The organism is Caulobacter sp. AVps16, assembly GCF_058681455.1.
Genome location: NZ_CM178739.1, coordinates 1,251,271 through 1,269,765, shown reverse-complemented (window position 1 = coordinate 1,269,765; position 18,495 = coordinate 1,251,271). Strand labels below are relative to the sequence as shown.

The window sequence follows — 18,495 nt, the reverse complement described above, 5'->3', positions numbered from 1 at the left end:
CAGCCCCCCTTGACCCGAGGCACCGGTCGTCGTTTTCCAACGTCCATGACCCAGTCCTTTCCCTCTCCCGCCGCCCACGCCCGCGCCGTCCTGGCTGAACTGGGAGTCACCGGCCTGCCTGCCGACGGTGGCATCGCCGTGCGATGCCCGCTCGATGGCGCGATCCTGACCCAGGTCGCCTATGATGACGCCCGAGCCATTGACGCCAAGGTTTCGGCCGCGTCGAAGGCCTTCCGCGCGTGGCGCACCGTGCCCGCCCCGCGTCGTGGCGAACTGGTCCGCCTGCTCGGCGAGGAACTGCGCGCCGCCAAGGATCAGTTGGCCGCCCTTGTGACGCTGGAAGCCGGCAAGATCGCCTCCGAGGCGGCCGGCGAGGTCCAGGAGATGATCGATATCTGCGATTTCGCCGTGGGCCTGTCGCGCCAGCTCTACGGCCTGACCATCGCCTCGGAACGCCCCGGCCATGCCATGCGCGAGACCTGGCATCCGCTGGGCCCGGTCCTGGTGATCAGCGCCTTCAACTTCCCCGTGGCGGTCTGGGCCTGGAACGCGGCCCTGGCCCTGGTCTGCGGCAATCCGGTGATCTGGAAGCCGTCGGAGAAGACGCCGCTGACGGCCGTGGCCACCCAGGCGATTCTCGAGCGCGCCCTGGCCCGGTTCGGCGACGCCCCCGAGGGTCTGTGCTCTGTGGTCCTCGGCGGCCGCGACGCCGGCGAGCGGCTGGTCCGCGATCCTGCCCTGGCCCTGGTCAGCGCCACGGGCTCGACCCGGATGGGCCAGGCAGTCGCCCCGATCGTAGCGGCGCGTTTCGGTCGCTCGATCCTGGAGCTGGGTGGCAACAACGCCATGATCGTCACGCCCAGCGCCGACCTGTCCCTGGCCGTTCGCGCCATCGTGTTTTCGGCTGCAGGCACCGCCGGTCAGCGCTGCACCTCCCTGCGCCGGCTGATCGTTCACGAAAGCCTGGTCGACAAGGTCGCCGATGCCGTCGAGGGGGCCTTTTCCCGCCTGCCGGTCGGCGATCCGCGTCAGGCGGGCGTCCTGCTCGGGCCTTTGCACGACAAGGCCGCCTATGACGCCTTTGTCGCCGCCATGGACCAGGCCCGGGCCGATGGCGGGACGGTGAGCGGCGGCGAACGGCTGCTGATCGACGAGCACCCCGACGCCTATTATGTCCGCCCGGCCCTGGCCCGCCTGCCGGCCCCGAGCGCCGGCATGCAACGCGAAACCTTCGCTCCCCTTCTGCATGTCGTGCCCTATCGCGACTTCGACGAGGCCGTGGCGATCCAGAACGATGTGCCCCAGGGCCTGTCCTCCTGTGTGATGACCCAGGATATCCGCGAGGCCGAAGCCTTTCTGGCCGCTTCCGGCAGCGACTGCGGCATCGCCAACGTCAATATCGGTCCCTCGGGGGCCGAGATCGGCGGTGCGTTCGGCGGCGAAAAGGAAACCGGCGGCGGGCGCGAGAGCGGCTCCGACAGCTGGAAACAGTACATGCGACGCCAGACGGCGACGGTGAACTATTCCGGTGCCCTGCCCCTGGCCCAGGGGGTGAAGTTTGATCTCTAACGAGATCCTCCCCCTTTGGAGCAGCATCTGGCCGGTGGACACGGCTTCGCGACCTCACACGATCTCTCGCTGAGTTGTGGAAAGGGTCGCGGAGCGTCCGGACGACGTCCGGATGAGAGATAGAGATTACCGTTTCGACGAAGCCGTGCGCTCCGCGTGACCGTTATCCGCCAGCCTCCCGCCAGGTGGCCCTGTTGAGGCCTTACCGGGACCCGGACCTCGCCGTTTCCAGCGCGCTCCGGCGGTCGAAGAGGACGGGCTTACAGCCAGACACGCCCTTTTGCCTTCAACCACGCCGACGGCGGGCAGGTCTGGCCAGCAACCAGATCCCCGGACACGCTTCAGTATCCCCCTGAAGCCCAGTCCCGCTCGATCACCCCCCGCCGCCGCCATGGTCGCTGGCCCTGCGCCCTTTCCTCGCGACGAGGTGGGATGATTATGCGGCAGGTTTAGGGGCGTCGGACGGGCGCGGTGGTTGTTTTTGCAGGGTGTTGAATAGGCTGGGGTTTGTTCGGGAAAGCACGGGGATAGAGGGCAGTCTTTCCCCGTACTTGCCCCCTACGGATCGCTTCGCGATCGTCTTCCCCCGGAGGGGGAAGATGAAGGGCGGCGATCTCATCTTCCCCCCGCAGGGGGGAGGACGACCGCGAAGCGGTCAGGAGGGGGCCAGCGGCGCTGGCCGGTTATCAACCCTGTGGGACAGCCGCCGCCTTCCCTCCACTGGCAAAGCCGCCTATGACACCGTTTCATGACGGCCACCGCCCATGACCCCACCCGCGTCGCCCTCGACGCGATCCGCGCCCGCGCCTTTGCCTTCCCAAAGCGCCATTTCCTGTCCGCCGGCGATCTCAATGCGCCCCAGGCGGCCGACCTGCTGGACCTGGCCGAGGCGTTCGTCGCCTTCAACCGCCAGACTTCCAAGTCGCTGGACCTGCTCAAGGGCCGGACGCTGATGAACCTGTTCTTCGAGAACAGCACCCGCACCCAGTCCAGCTTCGAGATCGCCGGCAAGCGCCTGGGCGCCGACGTGGTCAATATGAGCCCGCGCACCTCGTCGATCACCAAGGGCGAGACCCTGATCGACACCGCCGTGACCCTGAACGCCATGCGCCCCGACCTGCTGGTGGTGCGCCACGCCTCGTCGGGCGCGGCGTCGCTGCTGTCCCAGAAGGTCAGCGGCCACGTGATCAACGCCGGCGACGGCCAGCACGAGCACCCCACCCAGGCCCTGCTGGACGCCCTGTCGATCCGGCGCGCCTTTGGCCGGGTCTCGGGCCTGACCGTGGCGATCTGCGGCGACGTCCTGCACAGCCGCGTGGCCCGCTCGAACGTCTCGCTGCTGCACACCCTGGGGGCCAGCGTGCGGCTGGTGGGTCCCGCCACCCTGATGCCGGCCCAGGCCGAGCGCTGGGGCGCCACCGTCCACCACGACATGAAGTCGGGCCTGGCCGGGGCCGACGTGGTGATGATGCTGCGCCTGCAGCTGGAGCGGATGCAGGGCGGCTTCGTGCCCTCGACCCGCGAATATTTCCGCTTCTATGGCCTGGACCGCGAAAAGCTGTCCCGCGCCGCGCCGGGAGCCAAGGTCATGCACCCTGGGCCCATGAACCGGGGCGTCGAGATCGACAGCGACGTGGCCGATGATCCGGCCGTCAGCCTGATCCAGGACCAGGTCGAGATGGGCGTCGCCGCCCGGATGGCGGTGCTGACCAGCCTCGCCGCACGGCTGGAGGCCGGGCGATGATTTTGAATCCCATCATTTCCTCCGCTCTCCCCGGCGAAGGCCGGGGCCCAGCTTCATCCAGAGCGTCTGGCGATGACGCGCCTTCGGGATTTGCCAGATCGCATCAGGCACGTGGGTTCGATCTGGACCCCGGCCTTCGCCGGGGAGAGCGGGGTTTTCTAGTGGCGTCTTTGGAATTTCACGCATGAACGCCCCCCAGCCCCTGGCCTTCACCAATGCCCGTCTGGTCGATCCCGAGAGCGGCTATGATGGCCCCGGCGGGGTCATCGTCTCCGAGGGCGTGATTGCCGACGTCGCCAAGGGCCGAGAGTTCGGCAAGCTCGGCAAGGGCGTCCGCGTCGTCGACTGCGGCGGGGCCCTGCTGGCCCCCGGCCTGATCGACCTGCGGGTCAAGACCGGCGAGCCCGGGGCCGAGACCAAGGAAACCCTGGCTTCAGCCGCGCGCGCCGCCGCCGCCGGGGGTGTGACCAGCATCGTCGTCCAGCCCGACACCGATCCGGCCATCGACGATCCCAGCGTGGTCGACTTCATCCTGCGTCGGGCCCGCGACATCGACAGCGCCCGCATCCTCTGCGCCGGCGCGGCGACCAAGGGTCTGAAGGGCGAGCAGATGGCCGAGATCGGCCTGATGCGCGAGGCTGGCTGCGTCTATATCACCGACGCCGACCGCCCGATCGTCGACTCCAAGGTCTTCCAGCGCATCCTGACCTACGCCAAGGGCTTCGACGCCCTGCTGGCCCACCGGCCGATGGACATGTGGCTGGCCAGGGGCGGCGCGGCGATCGGCGGCGAATTTGCCGGCCGTCTGGGCCTGCCGTCGATCTCGCCGATGGCCGAACGCATCATGCTCGAGCGCGACATCGCCCTGCTGGAAGCCACCGGCGGCCGCCTGCTGGTCGACCAGATCACCAGCGCCGGCGCGCTGGAGACCCTGGCCCGCGGCAAGGCCAGGGGCCTGCGCCTGTCGGCCAGCGTGTCGATCAACCACCTTTCCTTCAACGAACTGGACATCGGCGATTATCGCAGCTTCGCCAAGCTGACCCCGCCCCTGCGCGGCGAGGACGACCGCCAGGCCCTGATCGAGGCCCTGGCGTCGGGCCTGATCGACATTGTCGTCTCGGCCCACGCCCCGGCCCCGGCCGAGGACAAGCGTTTGCCCTTCGACGAGGCCACCCCCGGGGCCATCGGCGTCGAGACCCTGCTGCCGGCCCTGCTGTCCCTGTATCACGACGAGCGCCTGCCGCTGGTCGACCTGATCCGCGCCGTGACCCTGGCGCCCGCCGAGCTGCTGGGCCTGCGCGGCGGCCGGATCGCCCCCGGCGCGCCGGCGGACCTCGTGCTCTGCGACATCGACGCGCCGATCATCGTCGATGCGGCCAAGCTGCTGTCCAAGTCCAAGAACTCGCCGTTCGACGGGCGGCGGTTGCAGGGTCAGGTGCTGATGACTCTGGTGGACGGGCGGGTGGTGCATCGGGCGGAGGGGTAGCTGATCCTGTCCCGCTGGGGGGAGGATTTGGATGCACCCCGACTCTGCACTAAACCTAGGTCACCAACTTCGCTTTGCGTAGCGGTTGAAATCGCGCGCAACTCGCCTTAAGGTCGAAACGTGCAAGATCTCGCCCAAGCCGTCTATCTCACGCTCGCGATTGCCGTGGTCGGAGGCTACCTCCTCGGCTCGATCCCGTTCGGCCTGATCGCGACCCGCCTGGGCGGGGCCGGCGACATCCGCCAGATCGGGTCAGGCAATATCGGCGCGACCAATGTGCTGCGCTCCGGTCGCAAGGACCTGGCGGCCATCACCCTGATCGGCGATGCCGGTAAGGGCATCCTGGCCGTGCTGCTGGCCCGCTGGATGACCAACGACAGCGCCGCCATCGTCGCCCTGGCCGGCGGCGCGGCCTTCCTGGGCCACCTGTTCCCGGTATGGCTGAAGTTCAAGGGCGGCAAGGGCGTGGCCACCTTCTATGGCGTGCTGCTCTCGGCCTGCTGGCCCGTGGGCGTGCTGGCCGCCGTCACCTGGCTGGCCATGGCCGTCCTCTTCCGGATCAGCTCCCTGGCCGCCCTGACCGCCGCCGCCCTGGCCGCGCCGTTCGCCCTGGCTACCGACCAGCCCCATGCCATGCTGGTCCTGGCCCTGTTCATGGCCGTGCTGATCTTCATCCGTCACCGCGAGAACATCGCCCGCCTGCTGAAGGGCCAGGAGCCGAAGATCGGCCAGAAGAAAGCGGCGGAGCCCCCGCCTCCGGCCGCGTGACCCCGGGCCGCCTCTCGGATCCCCAGCGCCTGGCCTGGCTCAGGCTGGCGCGCACCGAGACGGTCGGCCCCGTCGCTTTCGAGCACCTACTGGCCCGCTACGGCACGCCCGAGCGCGCCCTTTCGGCCCTGCCCGACCTGTCGCGCCGCGGCGGTCGCGCCACGCCCCTGAACATTCCCCTGCGCGACACGATCGAGCGTGAACTCGCAGCCGGAGCGGCCCTCGGCGCGCGGCTGATCTGTGGCTGCGAACCCGACTTCCCCCTTCGGCTGGCGGCCCTGGATCCCCCGCCGCCGGTTCTCTGGGCCCTGGGCCGCGCCGACCTGCTGGCCAGGTCCACCATCGCCATCGTCGGGGCCCGCATCGCCTCGGCGGCCGGCCAGCGCTTTGCCCGCCAGTTGGCCGCCGAGCTGGGTGAGGCCGGCCACGTCATCGTCAGCGGCATGGCGCGGGGCGTCGACGGCGCGGCGCACGAGGGCGCCCTGCGTACCGGTACGGTCGCCGTGCTGGGCGGCGGGGTCGGCGACATCTATCCGCCCGAACACGCGACGCTCCATACCCGGCTCGCCGTCGAGGGCTGCGTCGTCAGCGAAAGCGCCCCCGATCGCCGGGCCCAGGCCAAGGACTTCCCCCGCCGCAATCGCATCATCTCGGGCCTGTCCCTGGGGGTTGTAGTGGTCGAGGCCGAGCTGAAGTCCGGCTCCCTGATCACCGCCCGCCTGGCCGCCGAGCAGGGTCGCGACGTCTTCGCCGTGCCCGGCTCACCTCTGGATCCACGGGCCCGCGGCACCAATGACCTGATCCGCCAGGGCGCGATCCTGTGCGAGGGGGCCGAGGATGTGTTGCGGGCCCTGTCTGGCCAGGCCCAGCTGCGCGAACGGGACCGGACCTATGATCCCGCCGCTGAGGCCGACCTCGACCTTGACGCCCTGCGCGAGCGACTAGCCGCCCTGCTCTCGCCCACGGCCGTCTCGCGCGACGAGCTGGTGCGGGCCACCGGCGCGCCGACCTCGGCGGTGATGGCGGCCCTTGTGGAGCTGGCCCTGGCCGAGCGGGCGGAACTGCTGGCCGGAGGGATGGTGGCGGGGGTGTGATGGCCACCGCCGATTCATTGCACTGAGTACTGGATACCAGTACCATGGCGATTGAATTCGAATGGGATCCGGAAAAGGCGCGGCGCAACCTCGCCAAACATGGGGTTGATTTCAAAGACGCCTGTCACGCGATCCTGGACCCTTGGCGTATGGAGGATGTCGATGACCGGTTCGACTACGGCGAAGAACGCATCCAGATCATCGGCGCCTGCTTCGGGGCCGTCCTCTTCGTCGTCACCGTCTCACAGGTCCAAAATCACTACCGGATCATCTCAGCCAGACCCGCCAATCCCGTCGAAAGCAAAAGGTACTTTCGTGGTGCATAGCGGCGATCTGCCGATGGGCAAGACCGACTGGGATCGCCTCAAGGCGATGACAGACGAAGACATCAACGCCGCCGCCCTGTCCGATCCCGATTGCCCACCGCTGACCGAGGAGCAACTGTCGCGGTTCAGGCGCGTCAACGCGATCAAGGATATTCGCGGTCGGCTAGGCATGACCCAGGCGGCGTTCGCTGCGGCATTCCGCTTGCCGCTGTCGACGGTCCGAGATTGGGAACAGGGTCGAACCACGCCAGACGCGCCAGCCAGAACACTGCTCACAGCGATATCGCGGGATCCCGAAACGATGCGAAGGCTGGTCGGTGGCGAAGCGGCCTGATCGGCGACTTCTGGTCTGAACGCCTAGACGCTCAGATCGATCATCAGCCCCGTACCCTGGGCCGGAGCGGCACGCACGGCCTCGCGCAGGCGCTCGGCGATCGCTGCGCGTTCGTCGTTCGACGTCACCGGCTTGACCGGCTGGATCGGTGAGACATAGGCCTCGGTGGCGATCCTGTTGATGCTCGAGAGGTTCATGAGCGCCAGAAGGGTTTAGGTTCCAGCCTGATCATCGTCCAAATGGGCTTAACAATCGCCTACCAGGATCCAGGAAACTGCACCGTTTGAACGGGCTGCGTTGACAGACCCCCCGTCCCGCCCCCACTTTCCGGCGCTCGCCTCCAAGGCGATCCTCCCCGCAGGTACAGAGTCCTAATGAACGTCGTCGTCGTCGAGAGCCCGGCCAAGGCCAAGACCATCAACAAGTATCTCGGGTCCGACTACACGGTTCTCGCCTCGTACGGCCACATCCGCGACCTGCCCTCCAAGGACGGCTCGGTCGAGCCCGACAACGATTTTGCCATGACCTGGGAGGTCGACGCCAAGTCGTCCAAGCGGATTTCCGACATCGTCGACGCGATGAAGGGGGCCGATCGTCTGATCCTGGCCACCGACCCCGACCGCGAAGGGGAAGCCATCAGCTGGCACGTGCTGGAGGTCCTGAACAAGAAGAAGGCGGTCAAGGGGATGACCGTCCAGCGGGTCACCTTCAACGCCATCACCAAGGCCTCGGTGCTCGAGGCCATGGCCAATCCGCGCGACATCGACATGGAGCTGGTCGAGGCCTATCTGGCCCGCCGCGCCCTGGACTATCTGGTCGGTTTCACCCTTTCGCCGGTGCTGTGGCGCAAGCTGCCGGGCAGCCGCTCGGCCGGTCGCGTCCAGTCGGTCTGCCTGCGCCTGATCGTCGAGCGCGAGATGGAGATCGAGCGCTTCAAGACCCAGGAATACTGGAGCGTCGAGGCCGATGTCTCGGCCGGGGCCGATCCGTTCACGGCCCGCCTGGTCAAGCATGAGGGCAAGAAGCTCACCAAGTTCGACCTCGGCAACGAGGGCTCGGCCCTGGCCGCCAGGGCAGCGGTCGAGAAGGCCGTGTTCAAGATTTCCGGTGTCGAGAAGAAGCCCGGCAAACGCTCGCCGGCCCCGCCCTTCACCACCTCGACCCTGCAGCAGGAAGCCTCGCGCAAGCTCGGCTTCTCGGCCCAGCGCACCATGCAGGCGGCGCAAAAGCTCTATGAGGGCATCGATATCGGCGGCGAGACCGTCGGCCTGATCACCTATATGCGAACCGACGGCGTGTCGGTGGGCCCCGAAGGCATAGCCGAAGCCCGCGACGTGATCGGCAATGTCTATGGCAAGGACTATGTCCCGGAGACGCCGCGCTACTACAAGGTCAAGGCCAAGAACGCCCAGGAGGCCCACGAGGCCATCCGCCCGACCAGCCTGCACCGCAATCCCGGCTCCCTGCGCCTGGAGCCCGATCTGGGCCGGCTCTACGAGCTGATCTGGAAGCGGATGATCGCCTCGCAGATGGAAAGCGCCCGGATCGAGCGCACCACGGTCGACATCGAAAGCCATGACGGCCAGACCGGCCTGCGCGCCACCGGCCAGGTCGTGCTCTTCCCCGGCTATCTGACGGTCTATGAAGAAGGCCGCGACGACGACGGCGATGAAGACTCGGCCCGCCTGCCCCTGATCGAGGACGGTGCTGCCGCCAAGGTCATCGAGGCCCGCGCCGACCAGCACTTCACCGAACCGCCCCCGCGCTATTCGGAAGCCAGCCTGGTCAAGAAGATGGAAGAGCTGGGGATCGGTCGTCCGTCGACCTATGCCTCGGTCCTGACCGTCCTGCGCGACCGCGAATATGTGAAGATGGAGAAGAACCGCTTCATCCCAGAGGACAAGGGCCGGCTGGTCACCGCCTTCCTCGAGCAGTTCTTCCGCCGCTATGTCGAGTATGACTTCACGGCCAGCCTGGAAGAGCAGCTCGACCTGGTGTCGGACGGCAAGCTGGACTGGAAGCAGTTCCTGCGCGACTTCTGGAAAGAGTTCCATGCCGCCGTCGGCGAGATCGCCGAGCTGCGCGTCACCAATGTGCTGGACGCCCTCAATGAGGCGCTGGGACCCCATATCTTCCCCGACAAGGGCGACGGGTCCAATCCCCGCCTGTGCCCCACCTGCGGCTCCGGCCAGCTGTCCCTGAAGGTCGGCAAGTTCGGGGCCTTCATCGGCTGCTCGAACTATCCGGAATGCCGTTTCACCCGTCAGCTCGCTACCGCCGAGGGCGAAGGCGAAGCTGAGTCCGCGGACCGCGATCTGGGGATCAACCCGGAAACCGGTCGCTCGGTGTGGCTGAAGAACGGCCGCTTTGGTCCCTATGTCGAAGAGCCACCGGCGGCGGAAAGCGGCGACAAGCCCAAGCGATCAAGCCTGCCCAAGGGCTGGCTGCCGGCCGCCGTCGATCTGGAAAAGGCCCTGCGCCTGCTGTCCCTGCCCCGGGAGGTCGGTCAGCACCCCGACGACGGCAAGACGATCACCGCCGGACTTGGCCGGTTTGGTCCGTTCGTCCTGCACGACGGGACCTATGCCAATCTGGAGAACCCGGAGGATGTCTTCGACATCGGCCTGAACCGCGCCGTTGCCCTGCTGGCCGACAAGCGGGCCGGAGGCGGACGTCCTCAGCGCGGTCAGGCCGCTGCCCTGGCCGAACTGGGCAATCACCCCGAGGACGGCAAGCCGGTCCGCGTGCTGTCCGGCCGCTTCGGCCCCTATATCAAGCACGGCGATACCAATGCCAATGTCCCCAAGGGGGCCGATCCTGCGGCCCTGACCCTGGACGAAGCGGTGGTCTTGCTGGCGGAACGTGTCGCCAAGGGCGGCGGCAAGAAGCCGGCAAAGAAAGCCGCCGCCAAGAAGGCTCCCGCCAAGGCCACGGCCAAGGCGAAAGCCGCTGACGGGGCGGCTCCAGCCAAGAAACCTGCTGCAAAAAAGCCGGCGGCGAAAAAGGCAGCGGCCCCGAAGAAGGCCGCCGCCAAGCCGAAGGCCTGACCCTACCCATGTCCACAATCCGGGTTTAGACTGCCCCCATGACGTCGCTCGAACGGCCCCTGCCCCTGACTGTGGTGATCGCCGGCCTGATCATGGCCAGCATCCTGGGCTTCGTCATGGGCCTGACCAATGCGCTCAAGGACGGGCAGTCGCTGAACAGCGTCTCGACCGCCCCCTTGGCCGAGGTATCAGGCGTCCCCATCAGGGACGCGTCCCCGGCCCCCCTTTACGTCCCGGCCCCGCCCGAAAGGCCCAAGCCCAAGGCCGTAGAGGTCAAGACCGAAGAGGTCGCCGTTCCGGCTGCGGTGATCGAGGCCCCACCGGCTGCGCCGGAAGCCGCTCCCGTGGCTGCCCCGCCGGCACAACAACCCCCGCCGGCCCGGATCGAGGATCTGTACTAGGGGACCCACGCCTGTTGGGCATTTTGCGTCTCTGCGGTCTTCGGCCCTCGGGCTGGTCAGCGCCTGCCCCTTCAGACAAGCCAAACCGGCGGTAGCGGCATTTCCCTTGGCCTTTGGCCCCCGGCCCGGGTTATCCCAGCACATGGCCAAACCACGCACGCCCAAGTCGTCGAAATTTCCTGCCGCCGCCAAGCCGCCCGCCGGCCTGCCGGACCGCGAGACCCTGCTGGCCTTCCTGCGCAGTGCGGGCGAGAGCGGCAAGGCCGATATCGCCCGGCACTTCGGGCTGAAGGGTGCTGACCGCCGGGCCCTGCGGGAGATGCTGCGCGAACTGGAAGCGCAGGGCGCGCTCGGCAAGCGTGGCCGCAAGGGCTTCGCCGAGGCCGGCTCCCTGCCCCCCGTAGGCGTGGTCGATGTCGTGGATCGTGACGCCGACGGCGACATGTTCGTCAAGCTGACCCGGGCCGACGATGACGCCCCCATCGTGCGCCTGTCGCCCGCGCGCAATGCCGATGCCGGCGGCGCACCAGGCATGGGCGATCGCCTGCTGGTCCGCTTCGAGCGCCTCGAGAACGGCGAGCTGGAAGCCCGGCTGATCAAGAAACTCGGCCAGAGCGCGCACAAGATCCTGGGCGTGATCCGCAAGCACCGCCGCGAAACCCGGGTTGAACCGGTCGATCGCAAGTCCAAGGAAGTCCTGGTCCTCTCCGAACTGGACGCCAGGGACCTCAAGGAGGGCGATCTGGTGCTGGCCTCGGTGGGTTCAGCCGCCGGTCGCTACGGACCCAAGCAGGGTAAGGTGCTGGAAGTGGTCGGAAGCGAGGATGATCCCCGTGCCGCCTCCCTGATCGCCATCCATAGCCACGGCATTCCGGTGGGCTTCTCTGAAGCCGCCGAGGCCGAGGCCGCGAACGCACAGCCGCCGACCCTGGAAGGCCGCGACGACCTGCGCGACCTGCCGTTCGTGACCATCGACCCGGTCGATGCCCGCGATCATGACGATGCCGTCTATGCCCATCCCGATCCCGACGCCGGCAATGCGGGCGGCTGGATCGTCTGGGTGGCCATCGCCGATGTCGCCGCCTATGTCCGCCCGGGCTCGGCCCTGGACCGAGAGGCCCGCGAAAAGGGCAACAGCGTCTATTTCCCCGACCGGGTCGAGCCGATGCTGCCCGAGGTCCTGTCCAACGGCCTGTGCTCCCTGCGGGAGGGCGAGAACCGCGCCACCCTGGCGGTGCGGATGGTGTTCGACAGCGCCGGCCGCAAGAAGAGCCACCGCTTCGTGCGTGGCCTGATGCGCTCGGCGGCCAAGCTGTCCTACGAGCAGGCCCAGGCCGCCATCGACGGCGTGATCCCGCCCGACGGCCAGGACGGCGACAAGGCTCCGCCCCTGCTGGACCCGATCCTCAAGCCGCTCTGGGCCGCCTTCCGCCTTATGGGCAAGGGCCGCGAGATCCGCTCACCCCTGGCCATCGAGAGTGACGAGCGCAAGATCGTCATTACCCGCGAGGGCGAGATCGCCTCGATCAACCGCCGCGCCAGCCTCGAGGCCCACAAGCTGATCGAGGAGATGATGATTCAGGCCAATGTCAGCGCCGCTGAAAGCCTGGAGGCCAAGCGCACGCCGCTGATCTATCGCGTCCATGACACGCCCAGCCAGGAGAAGGTCCAGAACCTGGCCGAGTTCCTGGCGACCCTGGAGATCAAGTGGAACAAGGGTGAGGCCCCGCAGACCTCGCGCTTCAACAAGCTGCTGGATGAGACCCGCGACGCGCCCCATGCCGCCATCGTCAACGAGGTGGTGCTGCGCACCCAGATGCAGGCCCACTACAGCGCCGACAATCTGGGCCACTTCGGCCTGAACCTGGCCAAGTATGCCCACTTCACCAGCCCGATCCGCCGCTATGCCGACCTGATCGTGCACCGCGCCCTGATCCGGGCCCTGAATCTCGGGACCGACGGCCTGACCGACCAGGACGTCAGCCAGATCAAGGACACCGCCGAGACCATCACCTATGCCGAGCGTCGGGCCATGGCCGCCGAGCGCGACGCCACCGACCGCTATATCGCCGCCTTCCTGTCCGACCGGGTCGGCGCGACCTTCAACGGCCGGATCACCGGCGTCACCCGCTTTGGCCTGTTCGTGAAACTGGACGAGACCGGTGCCGACGGTCTGGTCCCGGTCTCGACCCTGGGCCAGGAGTTCTTCGTCCATGACGAGCGCATGCACGCCCTGGTCGGGGAGCGCACCGGCAAGCGCTGGCCCCTGGGCCTGCAGGTCGAGGTCAAGCTGGTCGAGGCCACCCCGGTGACAGGCGGCCTGCTGTTCGAGATGATCACCGAACCCCTGCCGGCCGATCCCAAGGCACCTCGCCCCCGCCTGGGCGCGCGGCGTCAGGCTGCCGTCAAGCCGCGCGGCGGCCTGCCCAAGGGCGTGCGGCGCGGCAAGCGGCGGTAGTTTGAGAGATACTCCCCCTTTGGGGGAGGACCCATCTAGTTCAGGCCTTTGACCGCCGTCTCCAGCAGGTCAGCCATCATCCGCTCGTCGGCCGCTGAGGGATGCTGGTGGCAGGCCGTACGCTCCAGCCCGGTCACGCGCACGGCTGTGGCCAGGCCCTTGAGCCGGCCGGCGACCTGCTGAACATCCTCCGCGAAGGTGTCACCGGCGATCAGCAGGAAGCGGGCCTGCGGGTCGCGCCGGGCCAGGCCGGCGACGAAGTCGACATAGGAGTCGCGATAGTCGGCGCGCAGGTCGGCCTCACTGCGCCAGGCTTCGCCCGGCTTCAGCGGCGTCGAGAAATCGTTCGTACCCAGACCGATGACGATCAGGTCGGGCTTCCAGGGATCGGCCGGATCGATGCGCGGCTCGGCCTGGCCGGGGATCAGGCGCGGATAGAGGGCCGGCAGGGGCTCTCCCGGGGCCAGGCCACTATAGTTGCGCACCACGCCGCGCCCTGAATAGGCGATGATCCGATAGTCCGCCTTCAGCCGCCCCGCCAGGATCGGCGCGAAGGACAGGCTGGTGTCGGTCAGGTCATGAACCTCCTGCTCCGTGCAGGTCTGACGGGCGGAACGCACGCCATAGGCCACGGTGAAGGAGTCGCCGATGAACTCGATCCGGCGGGATCGCGCGACGGGTGCCAGGGGCCGTCCTTCGGGACCGACAAAGAAGCCGATGAACCGCGCCGACCCCGTCTGGCTCTCGGTCAGCTTGTCCAGCCGCACCACATGCTCGCCGGGGCCAAGCTGGTCGAAGCTCAGTCGCGCCAGACCCGGCCTGCGCAGTTCGGCACGGACCTGTCCGTCAATGCTGACCGACAGGTGTTCCGAGCCGGTGTCGACCGCCACGGTCACCGAGGGGCCGGAAAACCGGCCTTCGAAATAGACCCCCGGCCAGCCAAAGCTCAGCCCGCCCTCGGGGGCAGGCGCGACGCGGCCGCCGACATGGGGGGTCAGGGCGGTCTGGGCGGCGACCGGCGCGGCGGCCAGGGACAGGACGCTGAGCGCGGCGAGGAGAACGGAACGCATGGTCGACTCCAACGAACGGTCCCCTTCATCTGTCATAGCGACGCGATCCCCGCTAACAGGAAATCATGCGCCCAGATCTCGACCCGTTCCACGCCATCGCCATCAGCCGCCTGGCCTATCAGCTGCAGGCCGAGGGGCGGTCGGTCATCCATATGGAATTTGGCCAGCCCTCGACCGGCGCACCCAAGGCCGCGATCGACCGCGCCCACCACGTGCTCGACACCGACGGCCTGGGCTATTGGGAAAGCCCTGGTCTCAAGGCCCGCATCGCCCAGCGCTATGGTGAGAAGCACGGGGTCAAGGTCGATCCGGAGCAGATCATCCTGACCTGCGGGGCCTCGCCGGCCCTGGTCATGGCCCTGGCCTCGGCCTTCGAGGCCGGCGATCGTGTGGCCCTGGCCCGCCCCGGCTATGTGGCCTATCGCAACACCCTGAAGGCGCTGAACCTGATCCCGGTCGAGATCGCCTGCGGGCCGGAGGATCGCTACCAGCTGACCGCCGCCCACCTGGCGGCGCTCGACCCTGCCCCGGCCGGCGTCATTGTCGCCAGCCCGGCCAACCCGACCGGCACCGTCATCGCCGACGACGAAATGGCCGCCATAGCCGACATATGCCGTACACGGAATATCAGGATCGTCAGCGACGAAATCTATCATGGCCTGAGCTATGTGGGGCCCGTGCGGTCGATGCTGGAGTTCGAGCCCAGCGCCCTGGTGGTCAACAGTTTCTCGAAATATTTCAGCATGGTCGGCTGGCGACTGGGCTGGCTGGTGTCGCCTCTGGACCATGTCCACCGGGCCCGGGCCTATATGGGCAACCTGTTCCTGACCGCCCCGTCCCTGAGCCAGCACGCCGGCCTGATCGCCATGGATTGCACCGACGAGCTCGACGGCCATGTCGAGGTCTATCGCCGCAACCGCCAGCTGCTGCTGGACGCCCTGCCCTCGCTGGGCTTGGCCAGGATCGCGCCGCCGGACGGGGCCTTCTACATCTGGGCCGATGTCGGCCACCTGACCGATGACTCGATGGCGTTCTGCCGGCAACTGCTGACCGAAACCGGCGTCGCCACCGCCCCGGGCATCGATTTCGACCCGGTCGAGGGGCACCGCTTCATGCGCTTCAGCTTCGCCGTCTCGACCGCGGAGGTCGAGGAGGCGCTGCGGCGGCTGGTTCCGTGGTTTGCGGCGCGGTAGCTGCTCCCCCTCAGGGGGAGCTGTCGCGGAGCGACTGAGGGGGCCATCGCGGCATCAGGCCAGCTAGCCCCCTCCGGCCCTGCGGGCCACCTCCCCCAGAGGGGGAGGATCTATTTCGAGCCTACTTCTTCTCCAGATAATCCAGAGCCATGAACACCTCGGCTTTCACGCCGGTCTCGAACACAGCCTCGTCGACGTCAAAATAGGGCGAGTGGTTGGCCGGCGCACCGGCGGCCGGAACGCTGGCCGGGCGGCCGCCCAGCTGGATGAACACGCCAGGGACCTTCTCGGCATACATCGAGAAATCCTCGGCCCCGGTCACCAGGGCCCCATTGTCCTCGACCTTGCCGGGCGAGGCCTTGGACAGCGACGCCTTGACCCATTTCGACAGGGCCGGATCGTTATAGGTCACCGGATAGGGCTGGGTGAACACGGCCTCGGCCTTGGCACCGTAGCGGTCACCGATCGCTGCAACGCTCTTCTGGACCTTGTCGATCAGGTCGGCGCGACGCTCGGTCGAGAAGGTCCGCATGGTGCCGCCCATCACCAGGTCTTCCGGAATGATGTTCTGGCGCATGCCCATATGGATGGTGGCAATGGTCACCACCGAGGGCGACAGCCCGACATCGACCTGTCGGGCGGCGATCTGGTTCATGGCCTGGACGATATCGGCGGCGATGCTGGCCATGTCGATGCCTGCCCAGGGTCGAGCGCCATGGGTCTGCTTGCCCTTGACGGTGATCGTGATCCGGTCGGAGCTGGCATAGAAGCCCATGGGCCGATAGTTCAGCTGATGGGCATCCAGCGGGCCGATGTGCAGGCCGAAGATGGCGTCAACCTTGGGCTGGTCCAGAGCACCGTCGCGGATCATCAGCTTGGCGCCGCCTTCCTCGCCGGCCTGCGGGCCTTCCTCGGCGGGCTGGAAGATCAGGACCACCGTGCCCTTGATGTCGGCCTTCATGCCGGCCAGCACCGTGGCGGCTCCCAGCAGCATGGCGACATGTGTGTCATGGCCGCAGGCGTGCATGACCGGAACGGTCTTGCCTTCCCAGGTGGCCGTGGCCTTGGAGGCGAACGGCAGGCCGGTCTTTTCCTCGACCGGCAGGGCGTCCATGTCGGCGCGGAGGGCCACCACCTTGCCGGGCTTGCCGCCCTTGAGGATGCCGACCACCCCGGTCTTGCCGACGCCCTCGCGGACCTCGAAGCCCAGGGCCTTCAGCTCCTTGGCCACCAGGGCGGCCGTGCGCACTTCCTGGTTTCCGAGCTCAGGATTCTGGTGCAGGTCCCGCCGCCAGGCGATGACCTTGGGCTGGACGGCCTTGGCGGCGGCCTCGACCTTCGCCGCCGACGGCGCAGCCAGGGCCGGTGCCCCACAGGCCAGTCCGGCCAAGATCGCCAAAGTCGAAATTCGTCCCAACATGCCCGTCATTCCCTCTGAAAAGCCGGGCGACAGTGGAGTGCTTGCTGCGGGCTGGTCAAGCTGACGTAAGGTCTGGCTTTGCGATTGGCGCGATCGGTCTAAGCTTGGGCCATGGACGAGCCGATTGAAGCCAAGTTCGACACCATCAATGACGCCGCCGTGCGCGAGCCCGGCACCGGTGTCCTGCGGCCGCGACATGCCGCGACCCTGATCATGGTCCGGACCGATGCGGCCAAGCCGCGCCTGTTGATGGGCCGCCGCAATCGCGGCCATGCCTTCATGCCCGACAAGTGGGTGTTTCCCGGCGGTCGGGTTGATCGCGGCGACTATCGGGTCCCGGCCGCCAGCGAGCTTTCGCCGGAGGTCACCGCACGACTGACCCACCAGCCGCGCCACCCGAGCCCTGTCGCCCTGGCCCGCGCCCTGGGCCTGGCGGCGATCCGCGAGACCTTCGAGGAGACCGGCCTGCTGCTGGCGCGCCCGGCCCCTGCACGGCCGGCGGCCGGGGCCTGGCGGCCCTTTCTGGCCCAGGCGGCCCTGCCCGACCTGGCTCCCATGGCCTTTGTCGCCCGGGCCATCACCCCGCCCTACCGCAACCGCCGCTTTGATGCCCGCTTCTTCATGGCCTCGGCCGAGGCCCTGATCAGCCTGGACCGCCAGCCCGACTGCGGCGAACTGGACGAGATCGCCTGGGTCGATTTCGATGAGGCCATGGCGCTGGATCTGCCCAACATCACCCGCTTCGTGGTCGCCGAGATCGGTCAGAGGCTGAAGGATGCTGGACGCCCCGCGCCCTTCATGCGTTTCCTGAACGGTGCCCGGAACCTGACCTATGTCTGAGCCGGCGCGTCTCGGGGGAGATCGACATGCTGGCCATTCTGTTCGCGTCCGCCCTGGCGTCCACACCGCCCGCGCCTGAACCCGAGATCAGCCGCCTGGCCTGGATGACGGGCTGCTGGATGCAGGTCCGCTCCAACGGACGTGTCGACGAGCAGTGGATGGCCCCCGGCGGCGGCGTGATGCTGGGCATGAGCCGCACCCTCAAGGACGGCAAGGTTCGCGAATTCGAGTTCCTGCGAATCGCCCCGGGCCCCGACGGCAGGCTCGCCTTCAACGCCAAGCCCTCCGGCCAGCCAGAGGCCGTCTTCCCGCTCAAGGAGATCACCGACGACTCGGTGGTGTTTGAGGACCCCGCCCATGACTTTCCGCAACGGATCCTGTACCGGCGCGTCGATGCCCGCACGCTGATCGGCCGTATTGAGGGCCAGATCGGCGGTCAGGTCCGGTCGGTCGACTATCCCTACATACGGTGCCCCGCCGGCAATTGACTTTGGCGCGCTGATCAGTATGTTCCGCGCCTCTCATTTCCAACGCGCGGGTACCCTGCGCGACACCGCAGGGATTCGACCATGGCCAAACCGGCTTCAATTAAGATCCGCCTGAACTCCACGGCGGACACCGGCTTCTTCTACGTGACCAAGAAGAACGCCCGCACCAAGACCGAAAAGATGGTGCTGAAGAAGTACGATCCGGTCATCCGCAAGCACGTCGAATTCAAGGAAGGCAAGATCAAGTAAGATCTGCC

17 protein-coding genes are annotated in these 18,495 nt (G+C 67.8%); 14 read left to right on the top strand and 3 right to left on the bottom strand.

Going from position 1 to position 18,495, the window contains the following annotated elements; translation table 11 throughout:
- The first annotated feature begins 45 nt into the window (after positions 1-45).
- The 7 genes from amaB to ACW17U_RS06095 all read left to right on the top strand — a co-directional run bounded on the left by amaB (position 46) and on the right by ACW17U_RS06095 (position 7,321).
- Positions 46-1,569 (top strand): L-piperidine-6-carboxylate dehydrogenase, encoded by a 1,524-nt coding sequence (amaB, locus tag ACW17U_RS06125; RefSeq protein ID WP_492055240.1) that lies wholly within the window; start codon positions 46-48, stop codon positions 1,567-1,569.
- Between the two features lie 748 nt (positions 1,570-2,317).
- Positions 2,318-3,313, top strand: a complete 996-nt coding sequence (locus tag ACW17U_RS06120; RefSeq protein ID WP_492055239.1) for an aspartate carbamoyltransferase catalytic subunit — start codon at positions 2,318-2,320, stop codon at positions 3,311-3,313.
- A 184-nt stretch (positions 3,314-3,497) separates the two neighbouring features.
- Positions 3,498-4,799 carry a dihydroorotase gene (gene pyrC, locus ACW17U_RS06115; RefSeq protein ID WP_492055238.1) on the top strand — a complete coding sequence of 434 codons (1,302 nt, stop codon included), beginning with the start codon at positions 3,498-3,500 and terminating at the stop codon, positions 4,797-4,799.
- A gap of 120 nt (positions 4,800-4,919) precedes the next feature.
- Positions 4,920-5,567 carry a glycerol-3-phosphate 1-O-acyltransferase PlsY gene (gene plsY, locus ACW17U_RS06110; RefSeq protein WP_492055237.1) on the top strand — a complete coding sequence of 216 codons (648 nt, stop codon included), beginning with the start codon at positions 4,920-4,922 and terminating at the stop codon, positions 5,565-5,567.
- Complete coding sequence (gene dprA, locus ACW17U_RS06105; protein WP_492055236.1) at positions 5,564-6,661, top strand: DNA-processing protein DprA; 1,098 nt, start codon at positions 5,564-5,566, stop codon at positions 6,659-6,661. The genes plsY and dprA overlap by 4 nt, the downstream gene beginning before the upstream one ends.
- Positions 6,662-6,705: 44 nt before the next feature.
- Positions 6,706-6,987 carry a BrnT family toxin gene (locus ACW17U_RS06100; RefSeq protein ID WP_492055235.1) on the top strand — a complete coding sequence of 94 codons (282 nt, stop codon included), beginning with the start codon at positions 6,706-6,708 and terminating at the stop codon, positions 6,985-6,987.
- Positions 6,988-7,000: 13 nt separating this feature from the next.
- Positions 7,001-7,321: a helix-turn-helix domain-containing protein gene (locus tag ACW17U_RS06095; RefSeq protein WP_492055234.1), complete on the top strand. Its 321-nt coding sequence runs from the start codon at positions 7,001-7,003 to the stop codon at positions 7,319-7,321.
- A gap of 23 nt (positions 7,322-7,344) precedes the next feature.
- Here ACW17U_RS06095 and ACW17U_RS06090 read toward each other — a convergent pair whose 3' ends face one another.
- Positions 7,345-7,518 carry a hypothetical protein gene (locus tag ACW17U_RS06090; RefSeq protein ID WP_166504207.1) on the bottom strand — a complete coding sequence of 58 codons (174 nt, stop codon included), beginning with the start codon at positions 7,516-7,518 and terminating at the stop codon, positions 7,345-7,347.
- 177 nt (positions 7,519-7,695) lie between these two features.
- On the opposite strand from ACW17U_RS06090, the gene topA reads away from it, so the two are divergent.
- The 3 genes from topA to rnr all read left to right on the top strand — a co-directional run bounded on the left by topA (position 7,696) and on the right by rnr (position 13,227).
- Complete coding sequence (gene topA, locus ACW17U_RS06085) at positions 7,696-10,368, top strand: type I DNA topoisomerase (protein WP_062146985.1); 2,673 nt, start codon at positions 7,696-7,698, stop codon at positions 10,366-10,368.
- A 38-nt stretch (positions 10,369-10,406) separates the two neighbouring features.
- Positions 10,407-10,769, top strand: coding sequence for a hypothetical protein (locus ACW17U_RS06080; RefSeq protein ID WP_492055233.1), 363 nt, complete (start codon positions 10,407-10,409; stop codon positions 10,767-10,769).
- A gap of 142 nt (positions 10,770-10,911) precedes the next feature.
- On the top strand, positions 10,912-13,227 hold the full coding sequence (gene rnr / locus ACW17U_RS06075; RefSeq protein ID WP_492055232.1) for a ribonuclease R: 2,316 nt from the start codon (positions 10,912-10,914) through the stop codon (positions 13,225-13,227).
- Between the two features lie 35 nt (positions 13,228-13,262).
- On the opposite strand, the gene ACW17U_RS06070 is transcribed toward rnr, so the two are convergent.
- The gene (locus tag ACW17U_RS06070; protein ID WP_492055231.1) at positions 13,263-14,297 is read right to left on the bottom strand and encodes an SGNH/GDSL hydrolase family protein; all 1,035 of its coding nucleotides are present in this window, start codon (positions 14,295-14,297) and stop codon (positions 13,263-13,265) included.
- A 65-nt stretch (positions 14,298-14,362) separates the two neighbouring features.
- On the opposite strand from ACW17U_RS06070, the gene ACW17U_RS06065 reads away from it, so the two are divergent.
- On the top strand, positions 14,363-15,490 hold the full coding sequence (locus ACW17U_RS06065; RefSeq protein WP_492055230.1) for a pyridoxal phosphate-dependent aminotransferase: 1,128 nt from the start codon (positions 14,363-14,365) through the stop codon (positions 15,488-15,490).
- A 121-nt stretch (positions 15,491-15,611) separates the two neighbouring features.
- On the opposite strand, the gene ACW17U_RS06060 is transcribed toward ACW17U_RS06065, so the two are convergent.
- Positions 15,612-16,910 carry an amidohydrolase gene (locus tag ACW17U_RS06060; protein ID WP_492055229.1) on the bottom strand — a complete coding sequence of 433 codons (1,299 nt, stop codon included), beginning with the start codon at positions 16,908-16,910 and terminating at the stop codon, positions 15,612-15,614.
- A 111-nt stretch (positions 16,911-17,021) separates the two neighbouring features.
- On the opposite strand from ACW17U_RS06060, the gene ACW17U_RS06055 reads away from it, so the two are divergent.
- The 3 genes from ACW17U_RS06055 (at position 17,022) to rpmG (ending at position 18,487) form a co-directional block, all read left to right on the top strand.
- A complete protein-coding gene (locus ACW17U_RS06055) occupies positions 17,022-17,750 on the top strand; it encodes an NUDIX hydrolase (protein ID WP_492055228.1) in 729 nt (242 codons plus the stop codon).
- 26 nt (positions 17,751-17,776) lie between these two features.
- Positions 17,777-18,238 carry a DUF6265 family protein gene (locus ACW17U_RS06050; RefSeq protein ID WP_492055227.1) on the top strand — a complete coding sequence of 154 codons (462 nt, stop codon included), beginning with the start codon at positions 17,777-17,779 and terminating at the stop codon, positions 18,236-18,238.
- Between the two features lie 81 nt (positions 18,239-18,319).
- The gene (gene rpmG, locus ACW17U_RS06045; RefSeq protein WP_007673017.1) at positions 18,320-18,487 is read left to right on the top strand and encodes a 50S ribosomal protein L33; all 168 of its coding nucleotides are present in this window, start codon (positions 18,320-18,322) and stop codon (positions 18,485-18,487) included.
- The last annotated feature ends 8 nt before the right edge of the window (positions 18,488-18,495 follow it).

Bases quoted from the DNA above. Each gene is read 5' to 3' on its own strand.
- amaB (WP_492055240.1), top strand. From the start codon at position 46: ATGACCCAGTCCTTTCCCTCTCCCGCCGCCCACGCCCGCGCCGTCCTG.
- ACW17U_RS06100 (WP_492055235.1), top strand. From the start codon at position 6,706: ATGGCGATTGAATTCGAATGGGATCCGGAAAAGGCGCGGCGCAACCTC.
- ACW17U_RS06095 (WP_492055234.1), top strand. From the start codon at position 7,001: ATGGGCAAGACCGACTGGGATCGCCTCAAGGCGATGACAGACGAAGAC.
- rpmG (WP_007673017.1), top strand. From the start codon at position 18,320: ATGGCCAAACCGGCTTCAATTAAGATCCGCCTGAACTCCACGGCGGAC.
- ACW17U_RS06070 (WP_492055231.1), bottom strand. From the start codon at position 14,297: ATGCGTTCCGTTCTCCTCGCCGCGCTCAGCGTCCTGTCCCTGGCCGCC.
- rnr (WP_492055232.1), top strand. From the start codon at position 10,912: ATGGCCAAACCACGCACGCCCAAGTCGTCGAAATTTCCTGCCGCCGCC.
- topA (WP_062146985.1), top strand. From the start codon at position 7,696: ATGAACGTCGTCGTCGTCGAGAGCCCGGCCAAGGCCAAGACCATCAAC.
- pyrC (WP_492055238.1), top strand. From the start codon at position 3,498: ATGAACGCCCCCCAGCCCCTGGCCTTCACCAATGCCCGTCTGGTCGAT.
- ACW17U_RS06055 (WP_492055228.1), top strand. From the start codon at position 17,022: ATGGACGAGCCGATTGAAGCCAAGTTCGACACCATCAATGACGCCGCC.
- ACW17U_RS06050 (WP_492055227.1), top strand. From the start codon at position 17,777: ATGCTGGCCATTCTGTTCGCGTCCGCCCTGGCGTCCACACCGCCCGCG.
- ACW17U_RS06080 (WP_492055233.1), top strand. From the start codon at position 10,407: ATGACGTCGCTCGAACGGCCCCTGCCCCTGACTGTGGTGATCGCCGGC.
- ACW17U_RS06060 (WP_492055229.1), bottom strand. From the start codon at position 16,910: ATGTTGGGACGAATTTCGACTTTGGCGATCTTGGCCGGACTGGCCTGT.
- ACW17U_RS06065 (WP_492055230.1), top strand. From the start codon at position 14,363: ATGCGCCCAGATCTCGACCCGTTCCACGCCATCGCCATCAGCCGCCTG.
- ACW17U_RS06120 (WP_492055239.1), top strand. From the start codon at position 2,318: ATGACGGCCACCGCCCATGACCCCACCCGCGTCGCCCTCGACGCGATC.
- ACW17U_RS06090 (WP_166504207.1), bottom strand. From the start codon at position 7,518: ATGAACCTCTCGAGCATCAACAGGATCGCCACCGAGGCCTATGTCTCA.